General features: G+C 44.3%; 22 protein-coding genes. 18 read left to right on the top strand and 4 right to left on the bottom strand.

Annotated features, from left to right (window positions below; translation table 11 throughout):
• Positions 1 to 505 precede the first annotated feature (505 nt).
• The 8 genes from HUG15_RS06720 to HUG15_RS06755 all read left to right on the top strand — a co-directional run bounded on the left by HUG15_RS06720 (position 506) and on the right by HUG15_RS06755 (position 8,254).
• Entirely contained in the window at positions 506 to 1,075 is a 570-nt protein-coding gene (locus HUG15_RS06720; RefSeq protein ID WP_200127960.1) for a Uma2 family endonuclease, read from the top strand.
• A gap of 136 nt (positions 1,076 to 1,211) precedes the next feature.
• Positions 1,212 to 2,273: a type III polyketide synthase gene (locus HUG15_RS06725; RefSeq protein WP_200127961.1), complete on the top strand. Its 1,062-nt coding sequence runs from the start codon at positions 1,212 to 1,214 to the stop codon at positions 2,271 to 2,273.
• A 3-nt stretch (positions 2,274 to 2,276) separates the two neighbouring features.
• Entirely contained in the window at positions 2,277 to 2,807 is a 531-nt protein-coding gene (locus tag HUG15_RS06730) for an isoprenylcysteine carboxyl methyltransferase family protein (protein ID WP_200127962.1), read from the top strand.
• A gap of 118 nt (positions 2,808 to 2,925) precedes the next feature.
• Entirely contained in the window at positions 2,926 to 3,414 is a 489-nt protein-coding gene (locus HUG15_RS06735) for a DUF2179 domain-containing protein (RefSeq protein ID WP_425504047.1), read from the top strand.
• The gene (locus tag HUG15_RS06740; RefSeq protein ID WP_200127964.1) at positions 3,415 to 3,594 is read left to right on the top strand and encodes an NETI motif-containing protein; all 180 of its coding nucleotides are present in this window, start codon (positions 3,415 to 3,417) and stop codon (positions 3,592 to 3,594) included.
• A 232-nt stretch (positions 3,595 to 3,826) separates the two neighbouring features.
• Complete coding sequence (locus HUG15_RS06745; protein WP_200127965.1) at positions 3,827 to 4,183, top strand: hemerythrin domain-containing protein; 357 nt, start codon at positions 3,827 to 3,829, stop codon at positions 4,181 to 4,183.
• 115 nt (positions 4,184 to 4,298) lie between these two features.
• A complete protein-coding gene (locus HUG15_RS06750; protein ID WP_200127966.1) occupies positions 4,299 to 6,983 on the top strand; it encodes a cation-transporting P-type ATPase in 2,685 nt (894 codons plus the stop codon).
• Entirely contained in the window at positions 6,980 to 8,254 is a 1,275-nt protein-coding gene (locus HUG15_RS06755; protein WP_200127967.1) for an acetyl-CoA hydrolase/transferase family protein, read from the top strand. Before HUG15_RS06750 ends, HUG15_RS06755 begins: the two co-directional genes overlap by 4 nt.
• Before the next feature lie 293 nt (positions 8,255 to 8,547).
• On the opposite strand, the gene HUG15_RS06760 is transcribed toward HUG15_RS06755, so the two are convergent.
• Positions 8,548 to 8,709 carry a hypothetical protein gene (locus HUG15_RS06760; protein WP_200127968.1) on the bottom strand — a complete coding sequence of 54 codons (162 nt, stop codon included), beginning with the start codon at positions 8,707 to 8,709 and terminating at the stop codon, positions 8,548 to 8,550.
• 156 nt (positions 8,710 to 8,865) lie between these two features.
• Between HUG15_RS06760 and HUG15_RS06765 the strand changes: the two genes are divergently transcribed.
• The 6 genes from HUG15_RS06765 to HUG15_RS06790 all read left to right on the top strand — a co-directional run bounded on the left by HUG15_RS06765 (position 8,866) and on the right by HUG15_RS06790 (position 16,633).
• Positions 8,866 to 9,819 (top strand): LytTR family transcriptional regulator DNA-binding domain-containing protein, encoded by a 954-nt coding sequence (locus tag HUG15_RS06765; RefSeq protein ID WP_200127969.1) that lies wholly within the window; start codon positions 8,866 to 8,868, stop codon positions 9,817 to 9,819.
• A gap of 10 nt (positions 9,820 to 9,829) precedes the next feature.
• On the top strand, positions 9,830 to 10,522 hold the full coding sequence (locus tag HUG15_RS06770) for a hypothetical protein (RefSeq protein ID WP_200127970.1): 693 nt from the start codon (positions 9,830 to 9,832) through the stop codon (positions 10,520 to 10,522).
• A gap of 396 nt (positions 10,523 to 10,918) precedes the next feature.
• A complete protein-coding gene (locus HUG15_RS06775; protein WP_200127971.1) occupies positions 10,919 to 11,215 on the top strand; it encodes a YfzA family protein in 297 nt (98 codons plus the stop codon).
• Between the two features lies 1 nt (position 11,216).
• Positions 11,217 to 12,074, top strand: a complete 858-nt coding sequence (locus HUG15_RS06780) for an ABC transporter ATP-binding protein (RefSeq protein ID WP_200127972.1) — start codon at positions 11,217 to 11,219, stop codon at positions 12,072 to 12,074.
• Positions 12,071 to 12,730, top strand: coding sequence for an ABC-2 transporter permease (locus HUG15_RS06785; protein ID WP_200127973.1), 660 nt, complete (start codon positions 12,071 to 12,073; stop codon positions 12,728 to 12,730). The genes HUG15_RS06780 and HUG15_RS06785 overlap by 4 nt, the downstream gene beginning before the upstream one ends.
• Positions 12,731 to 13,522: 792 nt before the next feature.
• Positions 13,523 to 16,633, top strand: a complete 3,111-nt coding sequence (locus HUG15_RS06790) for an efflux RND transporter permease subunit (protein ID WP_200127974.1) — start codon at positions 13,523 to 13,525, stop codon at positions 16,631 to 16,633.
• A gap of 59 nt (positions 16,634 to 16,692) precedes the next feature.
• Here HUG15_RS06790 and HUG15_RS06795 read toward each other — a convergent pair whose 3' ends face one another.
• From HUG15_RS06795 to HUG15_RS06805, 3 genes are read right to left on the bottom strand one after another with little or no spacing between them, the layout of a single operon-like run.
• A complete protein-coding gene (locus HUG15_RS06795; RefSeq protein WP_200127975.1) occupies positions 16,693 to 17,466 on the bottom strand; it encodes an ABC transporter permease in 774 nt (257 codons plus the stop codon).
• The gene (locus HUG15_RS06800) at positions 17,463 to 18,410 is read right to left on the bottom strand and encodes an ABC transporter ATP-binding protein (protein ID WP_200127976.1); all 948 of its coding nucleotides are present in this window, start codon (positions 18,408 to 18,410) and stop codon (positions 17,463 to 17,465) included. The genes HUG15_RS06795 and HUG15_RS06800 overlap by 4 nt, the downstream gene beginning before the upstream one ends.
• Positions 18,391 to 19,143, bottom strand: coding sequence for a MerR family transcriptional regulator (locus tag HUG15_RS06805; protein ID WP_200127977.1), 753 nt, complete (start codon positions 19,141 to 19,143; stop codon positions 18,391 to 18,393). Before HUG15_RS06805 ends, HUG15_RS06800 begins: the two co-directional genes overlap by 20 nt.
• Positions 19,144 to 19,396: 253 nt before the next feature.
• Between HUG15_RS06805 and HUG15_RS06810 the strand changes: the two genes are divergently transcribed.
• The 4 genes from HUG15_RS06810 to abc-f all read left to right on the top strand — a co-directional run bounded on the left by HUG15_RS06810 (position 19,397) and on the right by abc-f (position 22,377).
• On the top strand, positions 19,397 to 19,858 hold the full coding sequence (locus tag HUG15_RS06810) for a universal stress protein (RefSeq protein ID WP_200127978.1): 462 nt from the start codon (positions 19,397 to 19,399) through the stop codon (positions 19,856 to 19,858).
• A gap of 47 nt (positions 19,859 to 19,905) precedes the next feature.
• Positions 19,906 to 20,427 (top strand): GNAT family N-acetyltransferase, encoded by a 522-nt coding sequence (locus HUG15_RS06815; protein WP_200127979.1) that lies wholly within the window; start codon positions 19,906 to 19,908, stop codon positions 20,425 to 20,427.
• 117 nt (positions 20,428 to 20,544) lie between these two features.
• Complete coding sequence (locus HUG15_RS23340) at positions 20,545 to 20,637, top strand: RAxF-45 family protein (RefSeq protein ID WP_425504048.1); 93 nt, start codon at positions 20,545 to 20,547, stop codon at positions 20,635 to 20,637.
• Between the two features lie 120 nt (positions 20,638 to 20,757).
• Positions 20,758 to 22,377 (top strand): ribosomal protection-like ABC-F family protein, encoded by a 1,620-nt coding sequence (gene abc-f, locus HUG15_RS06820; RefSeq protein WP_200128864.1) that lies wholly within the window; start codon positions 20,758 to 20,760, stop codon positions 22,375 to 22,377.
• The last annotated feature ends 6 nt before the right edge of the window (positions 22,378 to 22,383 follow it).

Raw genomic sequence — 22,383 nt, forward strand, 5'->3', positions numbered from 1 at the left:
TTAAATCGACCATCGTTGTGATGTAGCTGGGACAAGATTGTGAAACAAGCATCTGATCCAAGTGGACAGGTGCAGGACAATATGAGGGGCGGTGCCAACGTTTGTCCTGAAAAAAGTGAATGCGAGACAAAATGACGGATGATCTCAAAATTTTGTCTTAAGTAACAAAAAGAAACCAAGTAATCCCCGTCCCTCTCATAATGCATATGAAAACCATCGGGATGTGACTAATGGGGAATTTTCAGAAACAGACTATTAGTGGCAAGCGGCTAAGGATAAAGTTACACTTGTGTAGGAACACCTTTGATTTTCCCTACGCATCCATTTTCCCATTTGCCCGCCCAATGGTCGGTGACCGAGTCATCATTCTGCATTAGCCAATTGGTTATATACAGTTGTCCAACGTTCTGTTTTTAATGTCGTGACGTTAGAAAGCGCACTGGTCATCAATAGGCTCTGAGCTTATGTTATAATGGCAAAAACATCTAAAGTGAGATGATCTCTGATGGTTATGCCTGATCCGAAAAGAAAATTTTCCTATCGAGATTACGCTACATGGGCGGAAGAAAAAAGAATCGAGATTGTTGGTGGTGAGCCATATGACATGACACCGGCACCATCCAGAAAACATCAGTATACGTCCAAACAATTATTTGCAGCTTTGAATGATTATTTATCCGGTGATCCATGCGAAGCGTATTATGCCCCTTTTGATGTGCGGTTGTTTGCAGAGGATCGTGCTGATGATCAAGTATTCGATGTGGTGCAGCCGGATCTTGTTGTCGTCTGCGACCCAGACAAGTTGGATGATGCCGGTTGCAAGGGTTCACCGGACGTAATCATTGAAATAGTATCCCCTTCTTCAATTAAAATGGATAAAAAGGTTAAAAGACATTTGTATGAAAAAGCTGGCATAAAAGAATACTGGATCATAGATCCTATTCATGCGTACATTGAAGTCTATACGTTGGAGAATGAAAAATACGGCAAACCGCTCTTTTATAGCAAAGAAGATCATCTAAAAAGTGCTCTATTCAAGGATTTGAAAATTGATCTTGAATACATTTTTGAATAACCCATAATGGTTCTATAAGAATACAACTGCCGAGATTGCCTTTCAAACCTTGCATAAAAAGCGTATGCAAGGTTTTTTAGTGAGCAGCATTTTTTTCGCATAAATGGTCATACTAGGGAGACAAGGGGGCGATAGAATGCCTGCGATTCAAGCGGTGGCAACAGCGATCCCGCCTTATGAAGCTTCGCAAACGGAGGTTGCCCGTATGGTCCGTGCACTTTTTGCGGACGACTTCGCTGACATCGATCGTTTGCTGAAAGTTTTTGATCATGGACAAATTGAGACTAGACAGTTTGTGAAACCGCTGGAATGGTATGAAAAGCCACGGAGCTTAGGAGAAAAAAATGAAGCGTTCATAGAAAATGCCGTTCAATTGGGTGCCGAAGCTGTTGAATCGTGTATAAAAGAAGCGGGGACGAACCATGAAGATTTAACGGCATTTATCTCTGTGACGAGTACAGGTTTCGCCACTCCTTCCATCGAAGCGCGAATAATGAATAAGTTGCAATTGCCTTTACATATGAACCGAATTCCGTTATGGGGACTGGGATGCGGTGGAGGTGCCGCGGGCCTTGCGCGTGCCCATGAGTATTGCCGGGCTTATCCGGAAGCGCAAGTGCTCGTTCTATGCATTGAATTGTGCAGTTTGACGTTTCAGCACGAGGATCGTACTAAGAGCAATTTAATTGGAACGTCTTTATTTTCCGATGGAGTGGCTTGTGCGCTTGTTACGGGGGAGAAGGTGAAATTGGGGGACGAACCACATCCCCACGTTACCGACACGCAATCAACTTTGATGCCGGATTCCGAACGTGTCATGGGCTGGGATATTGGCAATGACGGTTTGCATGTCGTATTCTCCCGCGATATCCCTTCTATCGTCCATTCATGGGTAGGACCGAATATCGATCAGTTTTTAGGGCGATTGGGGAAACACTATAACGACATCACAGCACTTGTGGCGCACCCGGGCGGAAGAAAAGTGTTGGAAGCTTATGAAGCTACACTGGACTTGCCGTCGGACCTTTCTGCACACGCGCGAAAAATCCTCGCGAGCCACGGAAATATGTCGTCGCCAACGGTATTGTACGTACTTAAAGAAATTTTACAAAAAAAATATCCTCGAGACGCTGAAGGCCTAGTCACTGCCCTTGGGCCGGGTTTTAGTTCCGAGTTGCTTTGGTTGGAATGGAGGTAAACAATGATACTTTTCGTGATTTTATATTTGTGGGTCATTACCCAACGGTGCTTTGAATTATGGTTGGCACGAAAAAATGAAGCATGGATGAAGGCAAGAGGAGGCGTTGAACACGGAAGCGGGCATTATCCATGGATGGTAGTGATGCATAGCGCATTTCTGTTGTCGCTTTTGTTTGAAGCGTACTTTAATGCATTTGCTTTAATGCCGGGTTGGCCGGTTTTACTCATCTTGTTTCTCGGCGCGCAAGGTTTGCGCGCGTGGGTGATGGGTTCACTCGGACGTTTCTGGAATTTGAAAGTGATGATTTTACCGGGAGAAAACATGATTAAAAGAGGCCCGTATCGCTGGTTAAAGCATCCGAACTACCTCGTTGTAATGACAGAAATTCTGCTGTTGCCGCTGATTTTTCAAGCGTACGTAACGGCTGTTGTTTTTACGATCGCCAACGCATGCATACTCTTTTTTGTTCGCATACCCGTCGAAGAACGCGCGCTTAATGGCTATCGTCATGTCGAACCGCGCGAAAAATAATGCTTCCCGAAACCGGGGATTCGTGATATATTTTTCCGGAAAATAATCTTCGGGAGGATTGACCGCCTTGGGAAGTTTTTTGCTCGAAAACGCCTGGGCGTTGATTTTCATTATTTTGATGATCAACGTGGCCTATGTCAGTTTATTTACGCTCCGCATGATTTTAACGTTAAAGGGCGTTCGTTACGGAGCCGCGGTTGTCGGGATGGCGGAAATCACCATCTATGTAACCGGTCTTGGCATTGTGCTCGATAACATGACGTCTGTCCTCCATGTGATGGCTTACGCCTTGGGGTTCGGCATCGGTGTCATCGTCGGCATGAAGATTGAAGAAAAGCTGGCGTTAGGGTATATTACCGTTAATGTGATTACAAAAGAATACGAGCCTGATATTCCGAATCGTTTACGGGACAAAGGCTATGGCGTGACGAACTGGGTGGCTTACGGCAGAGAAGGCGAACGGTTGATGATGGAAATTTTGACCTCCCGTAAATCGGAAAAAGATTTGTTTGACACCGTAAAAACACTTGATTCAAAAGCTTTTATTGTGTCTCATGAACCGAAAAAATTCAACGGCGGTTTCTGGGTAAAAGGAGTGCGACGATAAATGGGGAAGAAGATAACCTATGAGGTTGAAGAAAATGAAACGATTGCCGAATGTTTAGACAGAATTGCAAAAGACGGATATCAACCTGTGCGCAGGATTGAAAAGCCTGTTTTTCGGCAAGGAAACAGTGAGGTTGAGGTTGCAGAACAGCGGGTGAAATTTGAAGTTAAGAAGCAATAGGGGTGGGGCTGGTCCATTAGGATCGGTCTTTTTTCTTTGTTTCCTGTGATAGACTGGATAGATGGAGGGGTTGAAATGGCTAAAAAAGGAAAAGGCATCAAACGGCATGAATCATTATACCCGTTATCGCATCATCATCAGAATGGATTGGCGATTGCCCTATTTTTGAAACGGGCGGAAACCGAGGGAGTACGTTCACAGTTGAAGAGATCAAGCAAAAGCTGCAGCGATTTTGGGAAGTGGCGGGAACGAACATTTTCGCGACGAAGAGGAACTTTTACTCCCTGCGTATTCGCTTGATGAACCGGAGATTTCGGAAATGTTAGTAGAGCACGTGCACATACGCGCATTGGTTCAACAGGTGTTGGAAACGACAGATGGTGGGGGAGAAGCGATGCATCACCTAGGAACAATGTTGAAGCAACATATTTGTAAAGAAGAACGCGTGATTTTTCCAATGATGGAAAAAGTGTTGCCGGAAGACGTTTTAGAGCGTCTTCACCCTCGTTTTCATCAAGTAGATCCCTCTCAGAAGGTGTTTTCTTCAATCCTCTCTAATAGTCGCCGCACATATCACCCGAAAAAATGAATGTTTAACGACAATCAATTGTGGGATCGCTCACAATTGATTGTTTTGCTTTATAATAAAAATAGGTATTTAATCCTAAAATATACACTGCATAGCTTCACCCGGAGGGGATTGAATGAATGAGGAACAGAAATGGTTCAGTAAGGACGCGGGCGATGTCCTAAAAGAGTTGGATACTGAAAAATCGCAAGGTTTAAGCGAAGAAGAAGCAAAGCGAAGACTTGAACATTACGGGAAAAATGAACTGCCGGAGGAAGATAAAGAACCTTTACTTAAAAAGGTTGCGAAGCATTTCAATGATGTCCTTATATATGTTTTGCTGGCCGCAGCGGTGATTACCGGTATTCTCGGCCATTATATTGATACTGCGGTAATTGCGGTCGTCGCGATCGTCAACGCCGCCATTGGTTATTTTCAGGAAAATAAAGCGGAAAAGGCGCTCGCCGGCATTAAAAAGATGCTTTCCCTGTTCGCAAACGTACGCCGAGATGGAGATCGGACAGAAGTCGCTGCTACCGATGTTGTCGTCGGTGATATTGTCTTACTCAACGCAGGCGACAAAGTTCCCGCAGATGTCCGGTTGTTAAAAGCCGAAAATTTAAACGTGGAAGAGTCTCCATTAACCGGGGAGTCCACGACCGTTGAAAAACATACGTATGCCCTTGATTCAGAAACCGTTCTGGCGGATCGCAAAAACATGGCTTTTTCCGGGACATCGATTGCATCCGGTTCAGGCGTCGGCATCGTAACAGCGACAGGTGAGGATACCGAGATCGGGAAAATCAACCAATCGATTGCCGAGGTCGAAGATTTGCAAACCCCGCTCATTAAGCAAACCTCGCAATTTGGAAAGATGGTCGCGATTGCCATCGTCGGCTTTTCCGTCTTGATGTATATCTTCGGCTTGCTCTTCCGTGATTACCCGCTCGGTGAATTGTTGCTTTACGTCATCGGGATCGCGGTTGCGGCTATCCCTGAAGGTCTTCCGGCTATCTTATCGATTATCCTGGCCATCGGCGTCCAAAATATGGCTGGACGAAATGCGATTGTTCGCAATCTCCCTTCGGTTGAAACCTTAGGGTCTGTATCCATTATCGGTTCGGATAAAACCGGTACCTTAACCAAAAATGAAATGACGGTTACCTCTGTTGTCACCAGTGAGCGGGAATATGACGTATCCGGCACCGGTTATGTGCCGGAGGGTGATATATTATACAAAGATGAAGTGGTTCGAACGGAAGAGGATCCTACATTGAAGGATCTGCTATTAAGTGTGAAAACATGCAACGATGCTAGCTTAAAAAAGGATGAAGAAGGCAGATGGGATATTAAAGGGGACCCGACTGAAGGTTGTTTGCTCACATTGGCTGCAAAGGCAGACATACCTGTGGCGAGCCCGGACGTTGAAGCGAAAATACCCTTTGATTCCTCCTATAAATACATGGCTACATTGGTGGATGCTACCGAGGAAAAGGTGATTTACATTAAAGGTGCGCCTGATCGCATTTTTGATATGGTGGATCAGGAAGGGTTTAAAAAACCGAAGTGGGAACAACTGATGAAGACGCATGCCAAAAAAGGGGAACGCGTAATCGGAGTCGCGATGAAAAAAGTGTCGAAAGAAACCACTTCCATCGATCACGGAGATTTAGATGATGGGGTTATGTTCTTAGGCCTTGTCGGCATTGTGGATCCGCCGAGAGAAGAAGCAATGGCGGCGGTTAAAGCTTGCAACCAAGCGGGTATACAAGTCAAAATGATTACCGGCGACCACGTCGATACAGCAAGCGCGATTGGTTATCAATTGGGAATAGGTGATGGCCGTCACGCTTTGGAAGGCAAAGAAATCGATACAATGTCCGATGATGAACTTGTCAAAGCAGCCAATGAATACGATGTGTTTGCCCGAACAACACCCCAGCATAAATTACGATTGGTGCAAGCGTTCCAGCAAAATGATAAAACTTGCGCTATGACCGGGGATGGTGTTAATGATGCGCCGGCGCTTAAGCGCGCGGATGTCGGTGTAGCGATGGGGATCAAAGGGACAGAAGTTGCCAAAGAAGCGTCCGAAATGGTTCTCGTCGACGATAACTTTAAAACCATCGTCAACGCTGTCGAAGAAGGGCGCAGAGTTTATGACAACCTGAAAAAAACGATTTTATTTATCTTGCCGACAAACGCAGCTGAAGCGTTTCTCATCACGGCTGCCATATTTCTAGGCATTATGATGCCGTTAACACCGGTACAGATTTTGTGGGTGAATATGGTTTCTTCTGTCACGGTATCGCTCGCGCTCGCCTTTGAACAGCTGGACAAAGGGGCGATGACACGTCCGCCGCGCCCGCCGAACACCCCATTATTAAGCGGGTATTACATTTTCAGGATCATTTTTGTCGCGCTTTTAATCGGTGGTGGAACCTTAGCGATGAACCTGAGTATGATCGATCAAGGGTACGATCAAGCGATCGTTAATACCGTTACGCTCAACACGATTGTCATTACGCAAATGTTTCACTTGTTTAACTGTCGTTCTGAACTTGAGTTTGCCTTTAATAAAGATTTCTTTTCCAATAAAGCTGTCTTTGTCGTTTCCGGTTTGCTGATTCTCTTGCAACTGTTCATCACGTATGTACCGTTTATGAATACCATCTTTGAAACGGAACCACTACAAGCCGGTTATTGGCTGTTCCCAATCATTATGGGGGCTATCGTCTTTATCGTTGTTGAGATTGAAAAAGTGATCACAAAGCAAGTCGTGAACAATAAGAGGTACAAAAGAAAGGAGGGCTCAACATGACCGATTCGAAAAAAATGCGTCCCGAAATGTTCCTAAACTTTGTTCATAATGGCGATGACGTTATCGTTTCCATGGCAAATGGAGAACCAGTCGAGTTATTGAATACGCTTGAGGAACATGCTGCCCGTTTTACAGATGTCCGTGTTCACCAAATGCATGCACAAAGAAAGCGTGCTTATATTGAAAACAAATATCCCGGAAGTCTTCGGCATGTGGCTTATTTTTTAAGCGGGGCTTCGCGAGAAGCATTCAATGATGGGCGGTGTGATTTGGTTCCGAACCATTTCCATGATGTTCCACGGATCATGTGGGAAAGAACCAATCATCAACTCGTGCTCGTCACGGCTTCGCCGATGGACGAGGATGGTTATTTTACTTTTGGAACCAATGCTGATTACGTGTCGGCATTGATTGGAAAAGCGCCTTTTTTCTTGGAAGTGAACCAACAAATGCCGACAACCTACGGGCAAAATCGTATTCATGTGTGTGATATTGAGGGTTATATTGAAGTGGATAGGCCCAATCATACGATTATGCCCCGAGCCCCCTCTGAAAAAGATGAGCAGATGGCCGCGCACATAGCGGAACTTATTCCTGACGGCGCTACGCTTCAGGTAGGCATCGGCGGGGTTCCCAATGCCATGATTCATTTTCTGAAAGAAAAACGCGATTTGGGCATTCACACGGAAATGCTGACTGATGGCATTGTTGATTTAGCAGAAGCCGGTGCTGTGAGTGGTGGCCGGAAAACAAACGATCCGGGAAAGGTTGTCGGAACGTTTGCATTAGGCACACAAAGGCTGTACGATTTTATCCATGAAAATGAAACCGTCAAAATGATGCCGGTTGATTACGTGAATGATCCGAAAGTGATCGGCCGTGAACAAATGATGATTTCCATTAATGCGACGACGGAAGTGGATTTTTTCGGCCAGTGTGCTTCCGAAACGATCAAAGGGCGTTATTATAGTTCTACAGGGGGTCAATCGGATTTTGCGCAAGGCGCGGCATTTTCCCAATTCGGCAGAGGTTTTATTTGTTTGGCATCGACAACGCGGGATGAAAAAATTTCCCGCATTCGCCCTTCGCTCACCCCGGGTTCAGCAGTGACGACATCGAAAAATGATGTGCACTATATCGTTACGGAATATGGAGCTGTTAACTTGAAGGGAAAAAGCATATCGGAAAGGGCCAAATTGCTCATCGGCATTGCCCATCCCAAATTCCGGGAGGAACTGACACACGAGGCCAAGGCATTAAGTATTATTTAAACGTTGGAAGGGACAAGTTGGATCTCCCGGGGCTCAGTTCCTCGGGGCGATTCAGTATTTGAAAATAATTTTGCTTATTGACCGCACTTGGAATCATTATCGTTAAGCTGCTTGCTCAATGATTAACTGTGTATTTTCCAAAGTTTCCGCGGAGAGGATCTGTTTTAGCAATTCATTAAGTAATTCTAAATTATCGATAGATCGAACTTTCTCTTGTTTCGCGTTGTGCAGATAGCATCTTGTTTCCCTTTCCCCATCCCTCGCTGTTCGTAAGACGTCATCAGTTCCATAACTTAGATCATTTCTTTATCCAAAAATCTGAGATGGATATAATCAATGTTTTCGTGAATTTTCGGGAAGAATAATACCATAAACTCTTCGAAAAATTCTTGAATTAAAGCTTTGAACAAGCGATTATGATCGATTCGGTTGTTTTTATCATCTGTATTTGCCATTGTTGGTCTCCATATTCTATTCTAACCATTATATCGAACAAATGTTCAAATTGCAAGCTTTATTTTCATGCTCATCACATATTTTCATCCGGCTATATGTTACAATTTCCGTTATGAGGTCGATGACATAGAAATACAACAGAGGAGCCTTTAAGCATGTCATTAACGATTCAAACGTCTGCTGTCCTTAACAACAATAACCTTCTATTGCCGGACATTCACTTTACTGTTGAACGCGGCGAACCTGTGGCCATTCAAAGTGATATCGAATGGCTCGAATCGTTCCATTCCTTATTCCTTTCCTCGTCACCTTTTATAGCAGAACAGCCCAAAAACGTTTTTGTCTTCCTCCAATCAGACGGTTTGTATACGCGGCTGACCCCGCGACAGCACATTCGCTTTTGGAAAAAACTTTATGGTCAGCCCACTAATGAAGAAAATGTGTTAGCGATTTGTGAGCTTTCGCAAGTTGCCGATAAGCGTTTGAAACACTTGTCCGCCACCGAGCAACGCCGCTTGCATTTTGCTCGCTGCCTAATCATGCCGTGTGAGGCTTGTCTGTTTGATCAGCCCATCATTCACGCCGACCGCCAGACAAAACTTGCCTTTTATGCTATGTTGGAGCAGTTGTCTGATCGGTTCGTTATCATGACGGCGACTTCGCTGGAAGAAGCGATTCAACTCGGCAAACCGTATCGCTTAAATGAACGAGGCCTACACGAAGTCGATGATGGAACCGATACCGGGCAAAATCAAACACAGGCCACACCATTTCATCTTGAAAAAATTTCCGCTAAAGTAGACGACAAATATATTTTATTTGATCCATTGGAAATCGATTATGTAGAGAGCAATGAGGGCGGGTCTTGGCTACATGTCAACAACGAAACGTTTGCGGCACCGTTGCCTTTGAAGGAGATGGAAGAGCGCTTGCGCCCATTTGGGTTCTTTCGTTGTCATCGTTCTTATGTCGTCAATTTGCAACGCGTGCGCGAGATTATTATTTGGAGCAAAAATAGTTACAGTTTAAGTCTTAATGACAGAGAAAAAAGCAGTATCCCTCTATCAAAAGGAAACTACGCTACGTTAAAAGACATGTTGAACATGTAAGGGGTCAATCATGAAATTGAAACAACTGAAAGCATTGCTTTATAAAGAAACCGCCAATTTGCGCTATAACGGGCAATTTTTTGTTATGATAATCCTTCTATTATTCTTCTATGCAATTTTGTCTTTGGAGCCATATCCTTCTTGGATGTTTCTCGTCGTTTTGACTTTAATTATGTTGCCGCTCCAAATGCAGGGGCTTTTACTTGCCGAAGAAAAAGAGCAACAAACGTGGCGGATTCTCAAGGAACAAGGGGTCTATCTTTATGGCATCGCGCTTGTGAAAGCTATGCCCTTGTTCGTCATAACGTGTGTCTTCGTATTTTTCATTTCAATTTTTAGCGGTTTAGGTTTTGTTACATCGTTATTCGTCTGTATCTTCATTACGCCGGCTCTTCTCGTTATGCTCTCTATCGGAACCATTGTCGCTAGTTACGCCACTGATAAAATAGAAGTCGGTATATGGGAAGGGCCCATCATCATTATTTTTATTGCCCTGGAAATAATGCGTGAATTTCTCCCGCGTGACGCATCATTTACACCACTGGGTTTGCTCCCCAACTACCAATTTTATGAAGGGTTAACCCTCATCACTCATCAGCCAACGGAGGCATTCTTGTCTCATTTTATCTATTTTCTCCTCTGGGCAGCAGGTTTTGTTTTTCTGGCCGCCTATGTTCTTCATAAACGTAAACATACTTTTTAGCCTCACCAAAGCGGTGAGGTTTTCTCTTTTTGTGGACGTTGTTCATCCACTCATCCTCTTTTCCCCCCCTTTTATCCTTTTTTTAAGGCAGCAACAGCACTTTTTCTCTACACTGGAGTTATCCCTTTGGCGAGAGGAGAACATCCTAGTGGCGTAAGCTGGGCGATTACTCTGGTCGTGTTCATCCTCGTATAACTGTTTTTGGTTTTCATTGATGGACTGTTTTGGAACCGACGCAGTTCAATAATTCTGGTGACATCGGCGGCAGGATTGTACAATTGTCACTTTTTCGGGGTGGATTGTCCCTTACAGCAATCCTTCTTTAAACGTAGCTATAACCTGATTCGTCGTCATCATTTTTCATGTTACTACCTGAAAATAATTAAGGAGGTGAAAATGATTGGAAATAAAAGCGGGCGTTCATTAATAAAAGATATTTGTTTATCAATGTTAGCTGTTGTTGCTGTCATCGTTGTCTTTTTTCTCATTGATAGATCTTCATGGGAACCAAATACAAGAGAAAGTGAAAATTTATTTTCAAATTTATATGAGTTACTCCCGGACGAACTGTTTACAGAAACCTTCGCACCCTTTGACATGGTTGAATTTAACTTCGTGACAGCGCTAGTCGCCATCGCTACGTTCATGAGTATTATTGGGCAAGTTATGTCATGGATACTAAGGAGAGAATGATATGTCAGCTATTTTGGAAGTAGACGAATTGAGCAAACGATATGCGGATTCCGAATTTGCATTACAGGACGTTTCTTTTTCGATTCCATATGGTTCCATTGTCGGCTTCATCGGAGAAAATGGAGCAGGAAAATCAACGACGATGGGGTCCATTTTAGGAACGCTTCATAAAGACGGCGGCTCCGTTCATCTATTTGGCGAAGAGATGGATCCGGATAATCGAAACATGAAAGAAAACATCGGGGTTGTCTTTGATGATATGAAACTGCCCGGAGACTTAACGATCGCTAAACTCGGAAATGTCTTTAACAATATTTATCAACAATGGAATCAAGAGACGTTTAACCATTACGTTGACTTTTTTTCCTTACCGCATCAAAAGAAAATCAGTGGGTTTTCACGGGGCATGTCGATGAAACTATCGGTTGCGGTCGCCTTGTCCCATAATGCCAAATTGTTGATTTTGGATGAAGCAACCGCGGGTTTGGATCCATCCGGAAGAGGTGAACTGTTGGAAGTGTTGCGAGCGTTCGGCAAAGATCGGGAGCGTGGCATATTGCTATCGTCGCATATTACGAGCGATATTGAAAAAATCGCGGACGACTTAATTTTTATAAAAGATGGGAAAATCCTGTTAAACGTCCAAAAAAAGATATTGATGAAGCATTACGCGATTTTGCAATGCGAGCAAAGTGAATTTAAGCAAATTGATCCAAGCTTGATTATCACGCATAAAAGTAACGGAGCAATGATTGACGTGCTCATATCCAACCGAGAACAAGCGCCTTCTGAAATCAAGAAAAAAGACTTCTCCATCGACGATATTTCGCTCCTGTTAATGCGAGGTGAACAAACATGAAAGGTCTACTCTTAAATCAATATTATTCAGTTGAAAAAAGTCTCTGGAATTATTTGTTGTTAAGTGTAGTCATTACGGCGATTCTCCTCTTTTCACAAAATGAGATGATGATGGCTTTCGCGACATTTTTGCCAATCCTTTTTATGGTCACGCCCGCACTTGAGGTATTAAAGCACGAATCGATGTCGGGTTGGAATAAATTTGTGCTTACGTTGCCCATAAAAAGAAGCCAAGTTGTGCAAAGCCATTATCTTTTTTACTTCATGGTGATGCTCATTGGCTTGCTGGTAACGATCGTTTTATTCATCTTAGCTGAACTTATAGCAGGGCAAATTTTGACCGATCAATCCATATACTCGATGATGAACGGCGTGGGCATAGCCTTTATCTTAGGTTTCATCGCCTATCCATTGACGTATCAGTTAGGGACAGAAAAGTCGGATATGGTGCTCATGTTTGGCGTTATCGCGGCATTAGGGTTATATCTGCTAAGCGGTTGGCTTTTCGAAACGATTTTGAGCAATATGTCGCCGGATACACTGCAAGGGATGAATATGGATCTGTTATTTTCCAGTGGTTTCTTGGCGGTTACCCTGGTGTTTTTCATCGTTTCCTACCTAATCACGCAACAGATTTATAAAAGAAAAGAATTCTAGTGTAATGTTTCAAAAAAGTTCTTTCCTATGGTGGTATTCTCAAAAAATACGGCAAATAATGTGGAAAGCGGTCACCGTATACCTGGATATATATGAATCATGGTCTAAATCAGACCCGATCTTAATTTAAGGGACGAAATCAGGTTTATCGTCCCATTGGACGTCGTTTTCCTTCCTAAAGTGGGACAAAATCGAGTTTATTGTACCATTTGGAGTCACTTTTCTTCCTCTAGTGGGACGAAAAGGGGTTTATCGTCCCATTGGGAAGCGTTTTTCTTCATCTACGGGGACAAAATCGGTCTGTTGAACCATTGGCCTGCTTGCGCTTCGCTTGAGTTCGGGAACGGGTCTAGGTTGTCATATCTCTTGGGGAAGCTGAAATAAGTGATCACACCGGCTGCCGGAAGTCCGGATTAGGACTTCAAACCAGAGTTATTGACCGGTTTAAACTGCTACTGCCCGGGTGCATTGTCAATGACCGAGTGTCTTCCTGCGAAAGAGGATTCCCGGTCTTCATGAAACGGTTATGGCGACCGAAAACGATAGCCAATCGCTCGTTCGGGCGCCATGAGGCGGTCAATTGTCCGAGTTAGGGAACCAGAAACAGTTGTTGACGATCGAACATCTTCCCCATGATCGGGTAATTAAGCTACATTGCACTAATCGGAGACTTGAGGATTATTAAAATTATTCTTAATAAATTTCATGGAAAAGTATTGCTTCTAACGCTACGTCATGTAGTATAGTTGTTGGTCAACCAAGGAAAAAATTTTCTGTAAATGGAGTGGGAAAATGAACTGGTTAAGGTTGTTGTTGAAACGAAAGCTAATCGTAGGGTTGTTATCCATCTTTGTTTTAATGTTTGGCCTTTTTGCCAGCAATGATCTCGATGTAGAGATGATGCCCGGCATGACGATGGACATGGGGATGGTGCAAATTGATGCAGGTGAGCTGAATACGCTGGATATGGAAGAGACCGTCGTCAATCCCGTTGAAGATCGTTTGGATGAAATGGAACATATTGATACATATGAAACAACGATCACCCTCGGCAATGGTTCGTTCATGATCATGTTTGAAGAAGGGGAAGGGGATGATGCCTTTACCGAATTAGATGCAGCCATGAACGAATTGGAAAATGAGATCGATGACATCGACAATGTTTTTTCCATGCAAGCTTCCATGAACCCTCCCTATGAGCTGCATTATGATTTATACGGGGCAGATAGTGAAGAATTGGCATATGTTGCGGAGGAAGTTATTCAACCTCGGCTCGAGTCCCTTGCTGAGGTTAGGGAAGTCGATGCGGCCGCTGAAGATAGTGAAGAACTCAGCATCGAGTTGGACCATGAAAAATTGCAGGAAGACGGAGTTGATCCCGAGAGCATCGTTCAAATTTTCCAGGAGGAAAACCAGAACAGAGCCATCGGGGAATTATCGGAAGAAGACGATGAACCTCGTTTAAGATGGGATGGCACGATGTTTAGCGTGGAGGATATCGAAGAGTTGCAGATATCGACCCCTGATGGCCCGGAACCATTGGAAGAGTATGCGTCCATTGAAATCGTTCAGGCGGATACAACGACAACAGCGTGGAAAAACGGAGAAGACGACTACGTCTTTTTGCAAATCGGACGCGCCGACGATGCAACCGAGGTGGAAATGACGGAAGCCGTGCGGGCAGAAGTTGAAGACATAAAAGAAGAGGGGCTACCGGGAGACATCGAGCTCGAGGAGATGTTAGCCACGGCCGATTATATCACGAATGACCTCCGTGACATTCAGACGAATGTGTTATATGGCGGACTCCTGGCGCTTTTGGTATTATTTACTTTTCTAAGAAGCATTCGTGCCACCGCGATTGTCGGTATTTCCATACCCCTGTCTCTTTTGCTCACATTTTCGGTTATGTGGCTCATGGACTACAGTATCAATGTGATGACACTCCTCGCCCTCGGGTTGGGAATCGCGATGATGGTGGATGCCTCGATCGTTATTCTGGAGTCTATTTTCCGCAAACTGCAGCAGGGACTTTCCAAATTTGATGCCGTCATTGAAGGAACAAAAGAAGTATCGACCGCTGTACTGGCATCGATGCTGACGACGGTTGTCGTGTTTTTGCCGATCGGTATTTTAAGCGGGGACGTGGGAGAATTTATTATGATGCTGGCGATGGTCATCATTATTACGCTCGTCAGTTCCGTGATCATATCGTTCACCGTCATTCCAGTGTTGTCAGACAAGTGGATCAGGGCGAAAGAATCCAACGTTCACAAAGAGGAAAACGCGATCTTGCGAATGTATGGCCATTTTGTTGGTTGGATGTCATGGGAAAAATGGCGCAGATGGTTGGTGTCAACCGGATTCGCGTTTTTATTTTTACTCTCTCTTTTCTTGATTGCGTTTGTGCCCATGAGCATGATGCCGGACGTATTGGAGCGCCAATCCGAACTCATTGTGAATTTGGATAGCCATACGGATGATGAGGAAAAAGCAGCCATTGCCGATGCCATGCATGAGCGATTGTCCGAGATACCTGATGTGTCCGATTATACAGTGATGACCGAAGAAGATATGATGATGGCTTTTATAAACATGACACCAGAAGAAGAAGCGAATCTTCCGCAAGCGCAGGTAAACATGGAAATCATGAATAACTTGGAAGCGCTGGAAGAGGATCACCCGATTGAAAATGTTGTGATGTCTATGGAAGCGGGGGAAATGGGGAATCCCGTAGAAATTATTGTGCAAGGGGATAGTCTGGAAGGACTTCGTGAAGTAGCCGAAGATATGGAAGCTGGATTGGAAAACATCGAAGGCGTCACGGGCATCCACCATTCCATGTCCGATATGGAAACGGAAGAACAGTTTATCATTGATGAAGAGGAAGTCGAAGATGCAGGTTTAACGACCGGCCAGGTTCGTGAACAAATAGAAGCTGCGTTCATGAGTGAGCAGATTGATGAAATTTCCTTGGATGGCCGGGACTATCCGGTCTTTATGAATTCGGATCTCGAAGTGGCGAGCTTTGATGAACTTGAAGATTTGGCGATTGACATTCCACCGGAAGAAGACACTCTGATGCCGGGTGAAGAGCCAGAAGAAGCTGAAACCATGGATTTGGCAGAGTTCGTGGAACTGGAAACGACGGAAGCTCCGCAAGAGCTGGAACATGAGGATGGCGAGCGGATCATAAAAGTCATGGCCAGTCTGGAAGACCGTGACCTCGGTTCCGTTAATGCAGATGTACAGGAAATGATTGCCGGTTATGACTTTGATGATGGCTATTCGGCCGGATTTGGCGGTCAGATGGAGCAACAGCAAGAGATGATGACGGAAATGATGTACATTTTCTTGATTTCCATCTTTCTCGTATATATGGTGATGGCAATCCAATTTAACCATTTGATCCATCCTCTCGTGATCATGTCTGTGATCCCGATGACGATCGTTGGGGTTATTCTTGGCCTGTTGATCACGCAACAAGAATTAAATCCGATTTCCGCGATGGGTGCTCTGATTCTCGTAGGAATTGTCCTCAATAATGCCATTTTACTCGTCGATCGTACGAAACAATTACGAAAACAAGGGTGGGAGCGTGCCAACGCTTTACAGGAAGCCGGCAAAAATCGCATGCGCCCGATCTTTATGACGACACTAACCACTGTGGCAGGTATGTTACCTCTCGCATTGGCAACAGGAAGCGCCAGTAATTACCAAGCGCCAATGGCAACGGTGATCATATTCGGATTGTTATTCGCGACGTTAATCACGTTACTCCTCGTCCCTTCCGTATATATGATCATGGAAGATATATTGGGGTGGCCTAAGCGCTATTTGAAAAAGCGAGGAGAAAAGAAAGCGGCCAAAAAAGACAAAGGAATCACTACGGAGAAGCATTAGTTTTGAAGGATAGGAATCGACCCATTCGGGGGAATGGGTCGTTTTGCTGCTTTGGACAGTTATAACGATCGCTGGTAAATGCGAAAAGCTCCGAGAACGAGTACGCATGAAAGAATGAACATTACGAGCAAATAACTGCTATATTGAAAAGCAAGCCCCCAATCCGTCTGGATGCCAACCACTTCCCGGCCTGCCTCGACAGCCCAATTCAAGGGATTGAAGGCGGCTGCGGTTTCAATCCACCCCGGCACGAGATCAAGCGGCATGAACAACCCTGACAAAAATAATAAAGGCAATTGCGTAAATCCAACCGCAGCTGTCAAACTCTTTTCTTGTCGGACGATTAAACCAACCGACATCGACAACGCTCCCATTCCCAGACCTAGTACAACAGCGATCAATATGAGCAAGAGGATTCCCGAGAACCCACCGGAAAATTGTGTGCCGAGAAGCATAGCAATGCCTACCATAATCACTACTTGCAAGACCATTGTCAATGCATCTTGGAGCAAGCCTCCCAACAATAACGCCGAGCGATGGATCGGGGAAATCAGAAAACGATCCAAAACCCCATCACGATAATCGCTGATAATTCCCATTCCGGCGTAGGCCCCTGCCATCATCGTGCTCATCATCACAATGCCCGGGCCGAGAAAATCCATATACGAGTTCCCCCCAAATCCCGGCAGATCAGCCATGCTTGAGAATACTTGCCCGAAAAGAAACATCCACAACACCGGTTGGACGACGGTCATCAAAATAATAAAGGGAGAACGCAGAATACTTCTTAGGTAACGGATGAACACCCACCATAGATCCGTGATTAATTTCATTGCTTAGTCTCCTCACTCAGTGCTTTGCCCGTGTATATGAGATAAACGTCCCCAAGTGCAGGCCTGGATACCGCCGCGGAACGCACTTCAGTCTGTTCACTTTCTAATACTTTGAAAATTTTTGGCAGTTCTTCTGCTCCTTGTTCCGAGTGCACATATAACGTACGCTCGTCGCTTGTAACATGGTATAACGCTCTTAAAATTTCTTTCGCACGTTCGGCTTGCGCGTTGTCTGTACATTGAATCGTTAGCGTATCGCCGCCAAGTTTATTTTTCAGCTCCTCGGCTGTTCCTTCCACGACTATTTTGCCTTCGTTCATAAAAGCGACGCGATCAGAAAGTTCATCAGCTTCTTCCATGTAATGGGTCGTTAAAACCACGGTCAATCCCTCTTCCGACTGCAATTGCCGGATTGTTTTCCATAAATCTTCTCTAGCTTCGGGATCTAAACCGGTCGTCGGTTCATCAAGAAAAAGCAGTTTCGGATGATGAATCAGCCCCATCGCAAGGTCGAGCTTTCTCTTCATCCCACCGGAATATTTCATGCTGAGACGGTTTGCATCTTTTTGAAGATGGAAACGCTCGAGCAGTTCTTCTACACGCTTCTTTAGTTCTTTCCCTTTTAACCCATGGATTCTCCCCTGTAACATTAAGTTCTCTCTGCCGGTGCCCATTGGATCTACACCTGATTGCTGGGCGACACATCCTATCCATTTTTTCATATTGTGTGTGTTCAATTTTTTGTCGAAAAGAAAGATGTCCCCTGCATCAGCGGCAGCTAGAGAGGTGAGTATCCGTATCGTCGTCGTTTTCCCGGATCCGTTCGGCCCGAGCAGCGCATAAATCGTTCCTTCTTCTATAGTAAGCGAGAGATCATTGATGGCGACAACATCCTTGCCATAGGTTTTGCGGACGTCTTTCATTTCAATTGCTGTTTTCTTCATTATCCCCATTCTCCTTCATTTCTTTTGCGCGAATGGCTTCTGTTATAAACGTAACGACTTCTTTCGTCATTGGATAGAACATAACATCATCGCTTTCCTCAGATATCGCATCCCATGCGCTGCCTAAAAATTCTTCATCGTCACCAAACATGTTGTAAACGCCTTCCATCCAACGATCTGCCAATGCTTGCGCAACGTCGGATTCCGGTGACACATGCAAATGCTTCCGAATTTCAAGGATGAGCGCCGTCCATTCCTTCGTTTTTTTCTCGTCATGGTTAACGGACAGCATCTTTTCCTTTTGTTCCGCATTTAAATAGCGATCAAGCACGCGCGTGACTTTGTCGGGATCTTGCTGAAACAATTGCATGGCGCCAAAGATTAACGGCCATTTCACTTCATCTTCAATTCGAATGGAATAGAGCACAGCCGTAAGTGATTGTTCTAACTCGTCTAGTCTTTTCTTCTGGTCTTTGACCATCAATAGCTGTTCGGACAATGCTTCTTCCCACGTGCGCGCAGATTCATGTAAAATCGCCTGAATTTTTTCCAATGAAAATCCCAAGTATTTCAAAGCGAGAATATGCTCCAGGCGCATGACCTCTTCGTCGCCGTATAGACGATGCCCGCCTTCGGTTGCACTTTTTGGTTTCAATAAACCGACTTCATCATAATAATCAAGCGTCCGTATCGTTACACCGGTCTTTTTTGACAGCTTGCCGATTGTATACATAAGAGCACCTCCACGCTCCTTTCTTGTTTGATAATATAAGTATAAAACAGCACGTAACGTTAGGTTCAACATCTTTTTTTGAATAAAATATATTAGGCGTGATTTTATGAACAAAAGGCTTAGAACGAATTGAACAAAGCATACGTGAAGCTCAAACACACGCTTATTGCTTTTCCTCTTGACAACCGCTATGTGAAGGTGTTATTTTCCTTTAGAGTTTTATCATTGGCTAAGAGTAAAAGGGGGAATGACGTTGTCTGATTACAAGAACGTTCTCGTCTGTGTTTATGGGGAAGAATTTTCATCAGAAGAAACGTTTGATCAAGCTTGTGAGTTTGCATTGAAAGAAGACGCAAAACTCTATATTACAACCATTGTTGATCCTAAACCATATGCCTCCATGTCGAGGTTTGATAAAAAAATTGTGGAAAGGGTTAAACAGCAGGCTTTTGAACAATTGCAAGCGTTTAAACAGAAGGCGGAAGAAAAAGGAATTGGTGAAGTCGAGACGATTCTTGATGTTGGAACGCCAAAGGTGAGGATTGCTCGCCATATTGTCCCGAATTATAAAATCGATCTTATTATAGCCGGTGAAACGATAGGAAGAATCGCGGAACGTGCAATTACCGGAAGCATCTCAAAAGGCATTGCTAAACGAGCTGCTTGTGATGTCATGATTGTAAACAATAGCGGGGAACAGACCACCAAAGCCTAAACGATAAGGGCGGACGATCCGAAGATGAGGACCCCGCCCTTGGAGGAATGACATTGTATTTGACTCAACCCACAATGCGGTTAAAATCAGCCTATCGCTCTTTTTACCAAGAATGGAAAGATAGCGGGGAAACGATCATTCCTTGGGTCGTGAATGAAGACCCTAATGATTTTGGAAAAATGCTGACTACTTTGTCGGGTTATGAATATGGTAAAAATGTTCCGGTATCCTGGATACCGGAAAGTTCTACGTTTTGGTTAGTAGATGGGTACGAAAAAGTGATAGGCGTAACAAACATCCGTCACCGTTTAACGGAGGAGTTACTGAATGCCGGCGGGCATATCGGATATGGCATAAGACAGTCAGAGCGAGAGAAGGGCTATGCCACGACAATACTCATGCTATCGCTGGAAGAAGCAAGAAAGTTAGGAATCGAAAATGTACTTCTCGTTTGTAACCGGGATAATGTGGCTTCCGAAAAATCTATACTAAAAAATGGAGGCCGCCCGGATGCGGATTACATTGATGAAGAAGGACATGTGTTAAAACGGTATTGGATTAAAACGTGAAGGCGGCATATGACTATTGCGCTTGAAGTTTAAATTCTATACAATATGACCTATCTCATTAAAAAGGAGGTGGAATTGATGATTATGACCGTTGAGCGCAAGTGTGTAGATATATACATGTATCTTTGCCGCGCGCTTTTTGCCGCTGTAGTTGCTAACGGGACACGTATGTCTTTTTTTAGCAACTGCATAGCATTCAATCAACGGTAACCATCAATTCCCCTGAACGTAAATCTAAAGCCGCAGGTAAACCAGAAGCCTGGGTCACCATGGGAAGCGAGTTTCCCATGGTTTTTTATGTTCAATTTTAATGAGGAGAGAAATAAAAAAATGATTATGGCAAGTTTGCAACATATTAAACATTCGTTTGGAGAAGGTTCCATTTTGAATGATATAAGCACAGAAATTCACGATGGTCAGTGTGTAGGCTTAATTGGTGCGAATGGCTCCGGAAAATCTACGCTTATGCGTATGTTGGCACAGGAAATCCATCCGGATGAGGGTCAGGTCAGCTGGAAAAAAGGATCCCGGATCGGTTATTTGCAACAGATTCCATCGGAAGCTCATGAGAAAAAAGTTCGTGCTATTTTATATCACCCATTTGTCCATTTAATGGATATTGCGGAACATTTACGATTATTGGAAGCTAAAATGGCCAAAGGGATTGCCACAAAGAAAGAGTTTGAACAATATGGCGAGGATCTCGAAGCATTTGCGCGTCACGGCGGTTATGAAATGGATGCTCGGATTGAGGAAGTGACGAACGGTTTGGATATCAACGAATGGCTCGATGCACCGTGGCATTCGTTGAGCGGTGGAGAAAAAACCAAGGTTGGGCTAGCGCTTGTTTTATTGAAAGATCCTGACTTGTTGCTCCTGGATGAGCCGACCAACCATCTGGATATTGGCGCGGTGGAATGGCTATCCCGATATTTGCGCCAATTCAAGGGAGCGGTAGTGGTCATCTCCCACGATCGCTATTTTCTCGATGATGTTGTGACCAATATTATTGAAATTGAGAATGGCGATCTGCATGCATATGAAACGAACTACAGTGACTACTTGACCGAACGCGAAAATCGCCTCCTTCGTGAATTTAAGGCTTATGAAGACCAACAAAAGAAAATAAAGAAGATGAAGGAAACGATCAAGCGCTTAAAAATCTGGGCGAATCAAGCAAATCCGCCGAATGATGGTTTGCATCGCCGGGCAAAAAGCATGGAAAAAGCCTTAAACCGAATTGAAATGGTAAAAGCTCCGGCAAAAAACAAAAGTTTCAGCGTTGACCTGAAACGGACAGACCGCAGTGGCAATGATGTTGTTATGTTAGAAGCGGTTCATAAAGCGTTCGACGACCACCCTTTGCTTACCAATGTGCATATGCATATTCGCTTTCAGGACCGGGCTGCTATCATCGGAAACAATGGGACAGGAAAGACGACATTGTTGAAAATAATGCTCGGTGATATAAAAGCCGATCAAGGAGAAGTAAACGTCGGCAGGCATGTCCGGATCGGTTATTTATCCCAGCATGTGTTCGTCGGTGATGAAGATAGCACCGTCATTGACGCGTTTCGAGCCCGTGTAAATGTCGCTGAATCTGATGCTCGGCACATTCTCGCTCGTTTTCTTTTCTACGGGAACCATGTTTTTAAAAAAGTAGCCATGTTGAGCGGGGGTGAACGGGTCCGGTTAAGATTGGCACAACTTACCTATGAACGGGTGAATACCCTTGTGCTCGATGAACCGACGAACCATTTGGATATAACCTCGCGGGAAATTATTGAAGAAACTGTTAACGATTTTTCCGGAACGGTTATCGCGATTACGCATGATCGCTATTTTTTGGATCAGTTTTCACAACTTTATTGGATTGACGATCAAACGGTTTATTATTACGAAGGAAATTATGATCGGGCAAAGAAGAAGCATGAAAGACGGCATTTTTAGGAGAGG

Origin of the sequence: Salicibibacter cibarius (genome assembly GCF_016495725.1) — a bacterium.
Classification (GTDB): Bacteria; Bacillota; Bacilli; order Bacillales; family Marinococcaceae; genus Salicibibacter; species Salicibibacter cibarius.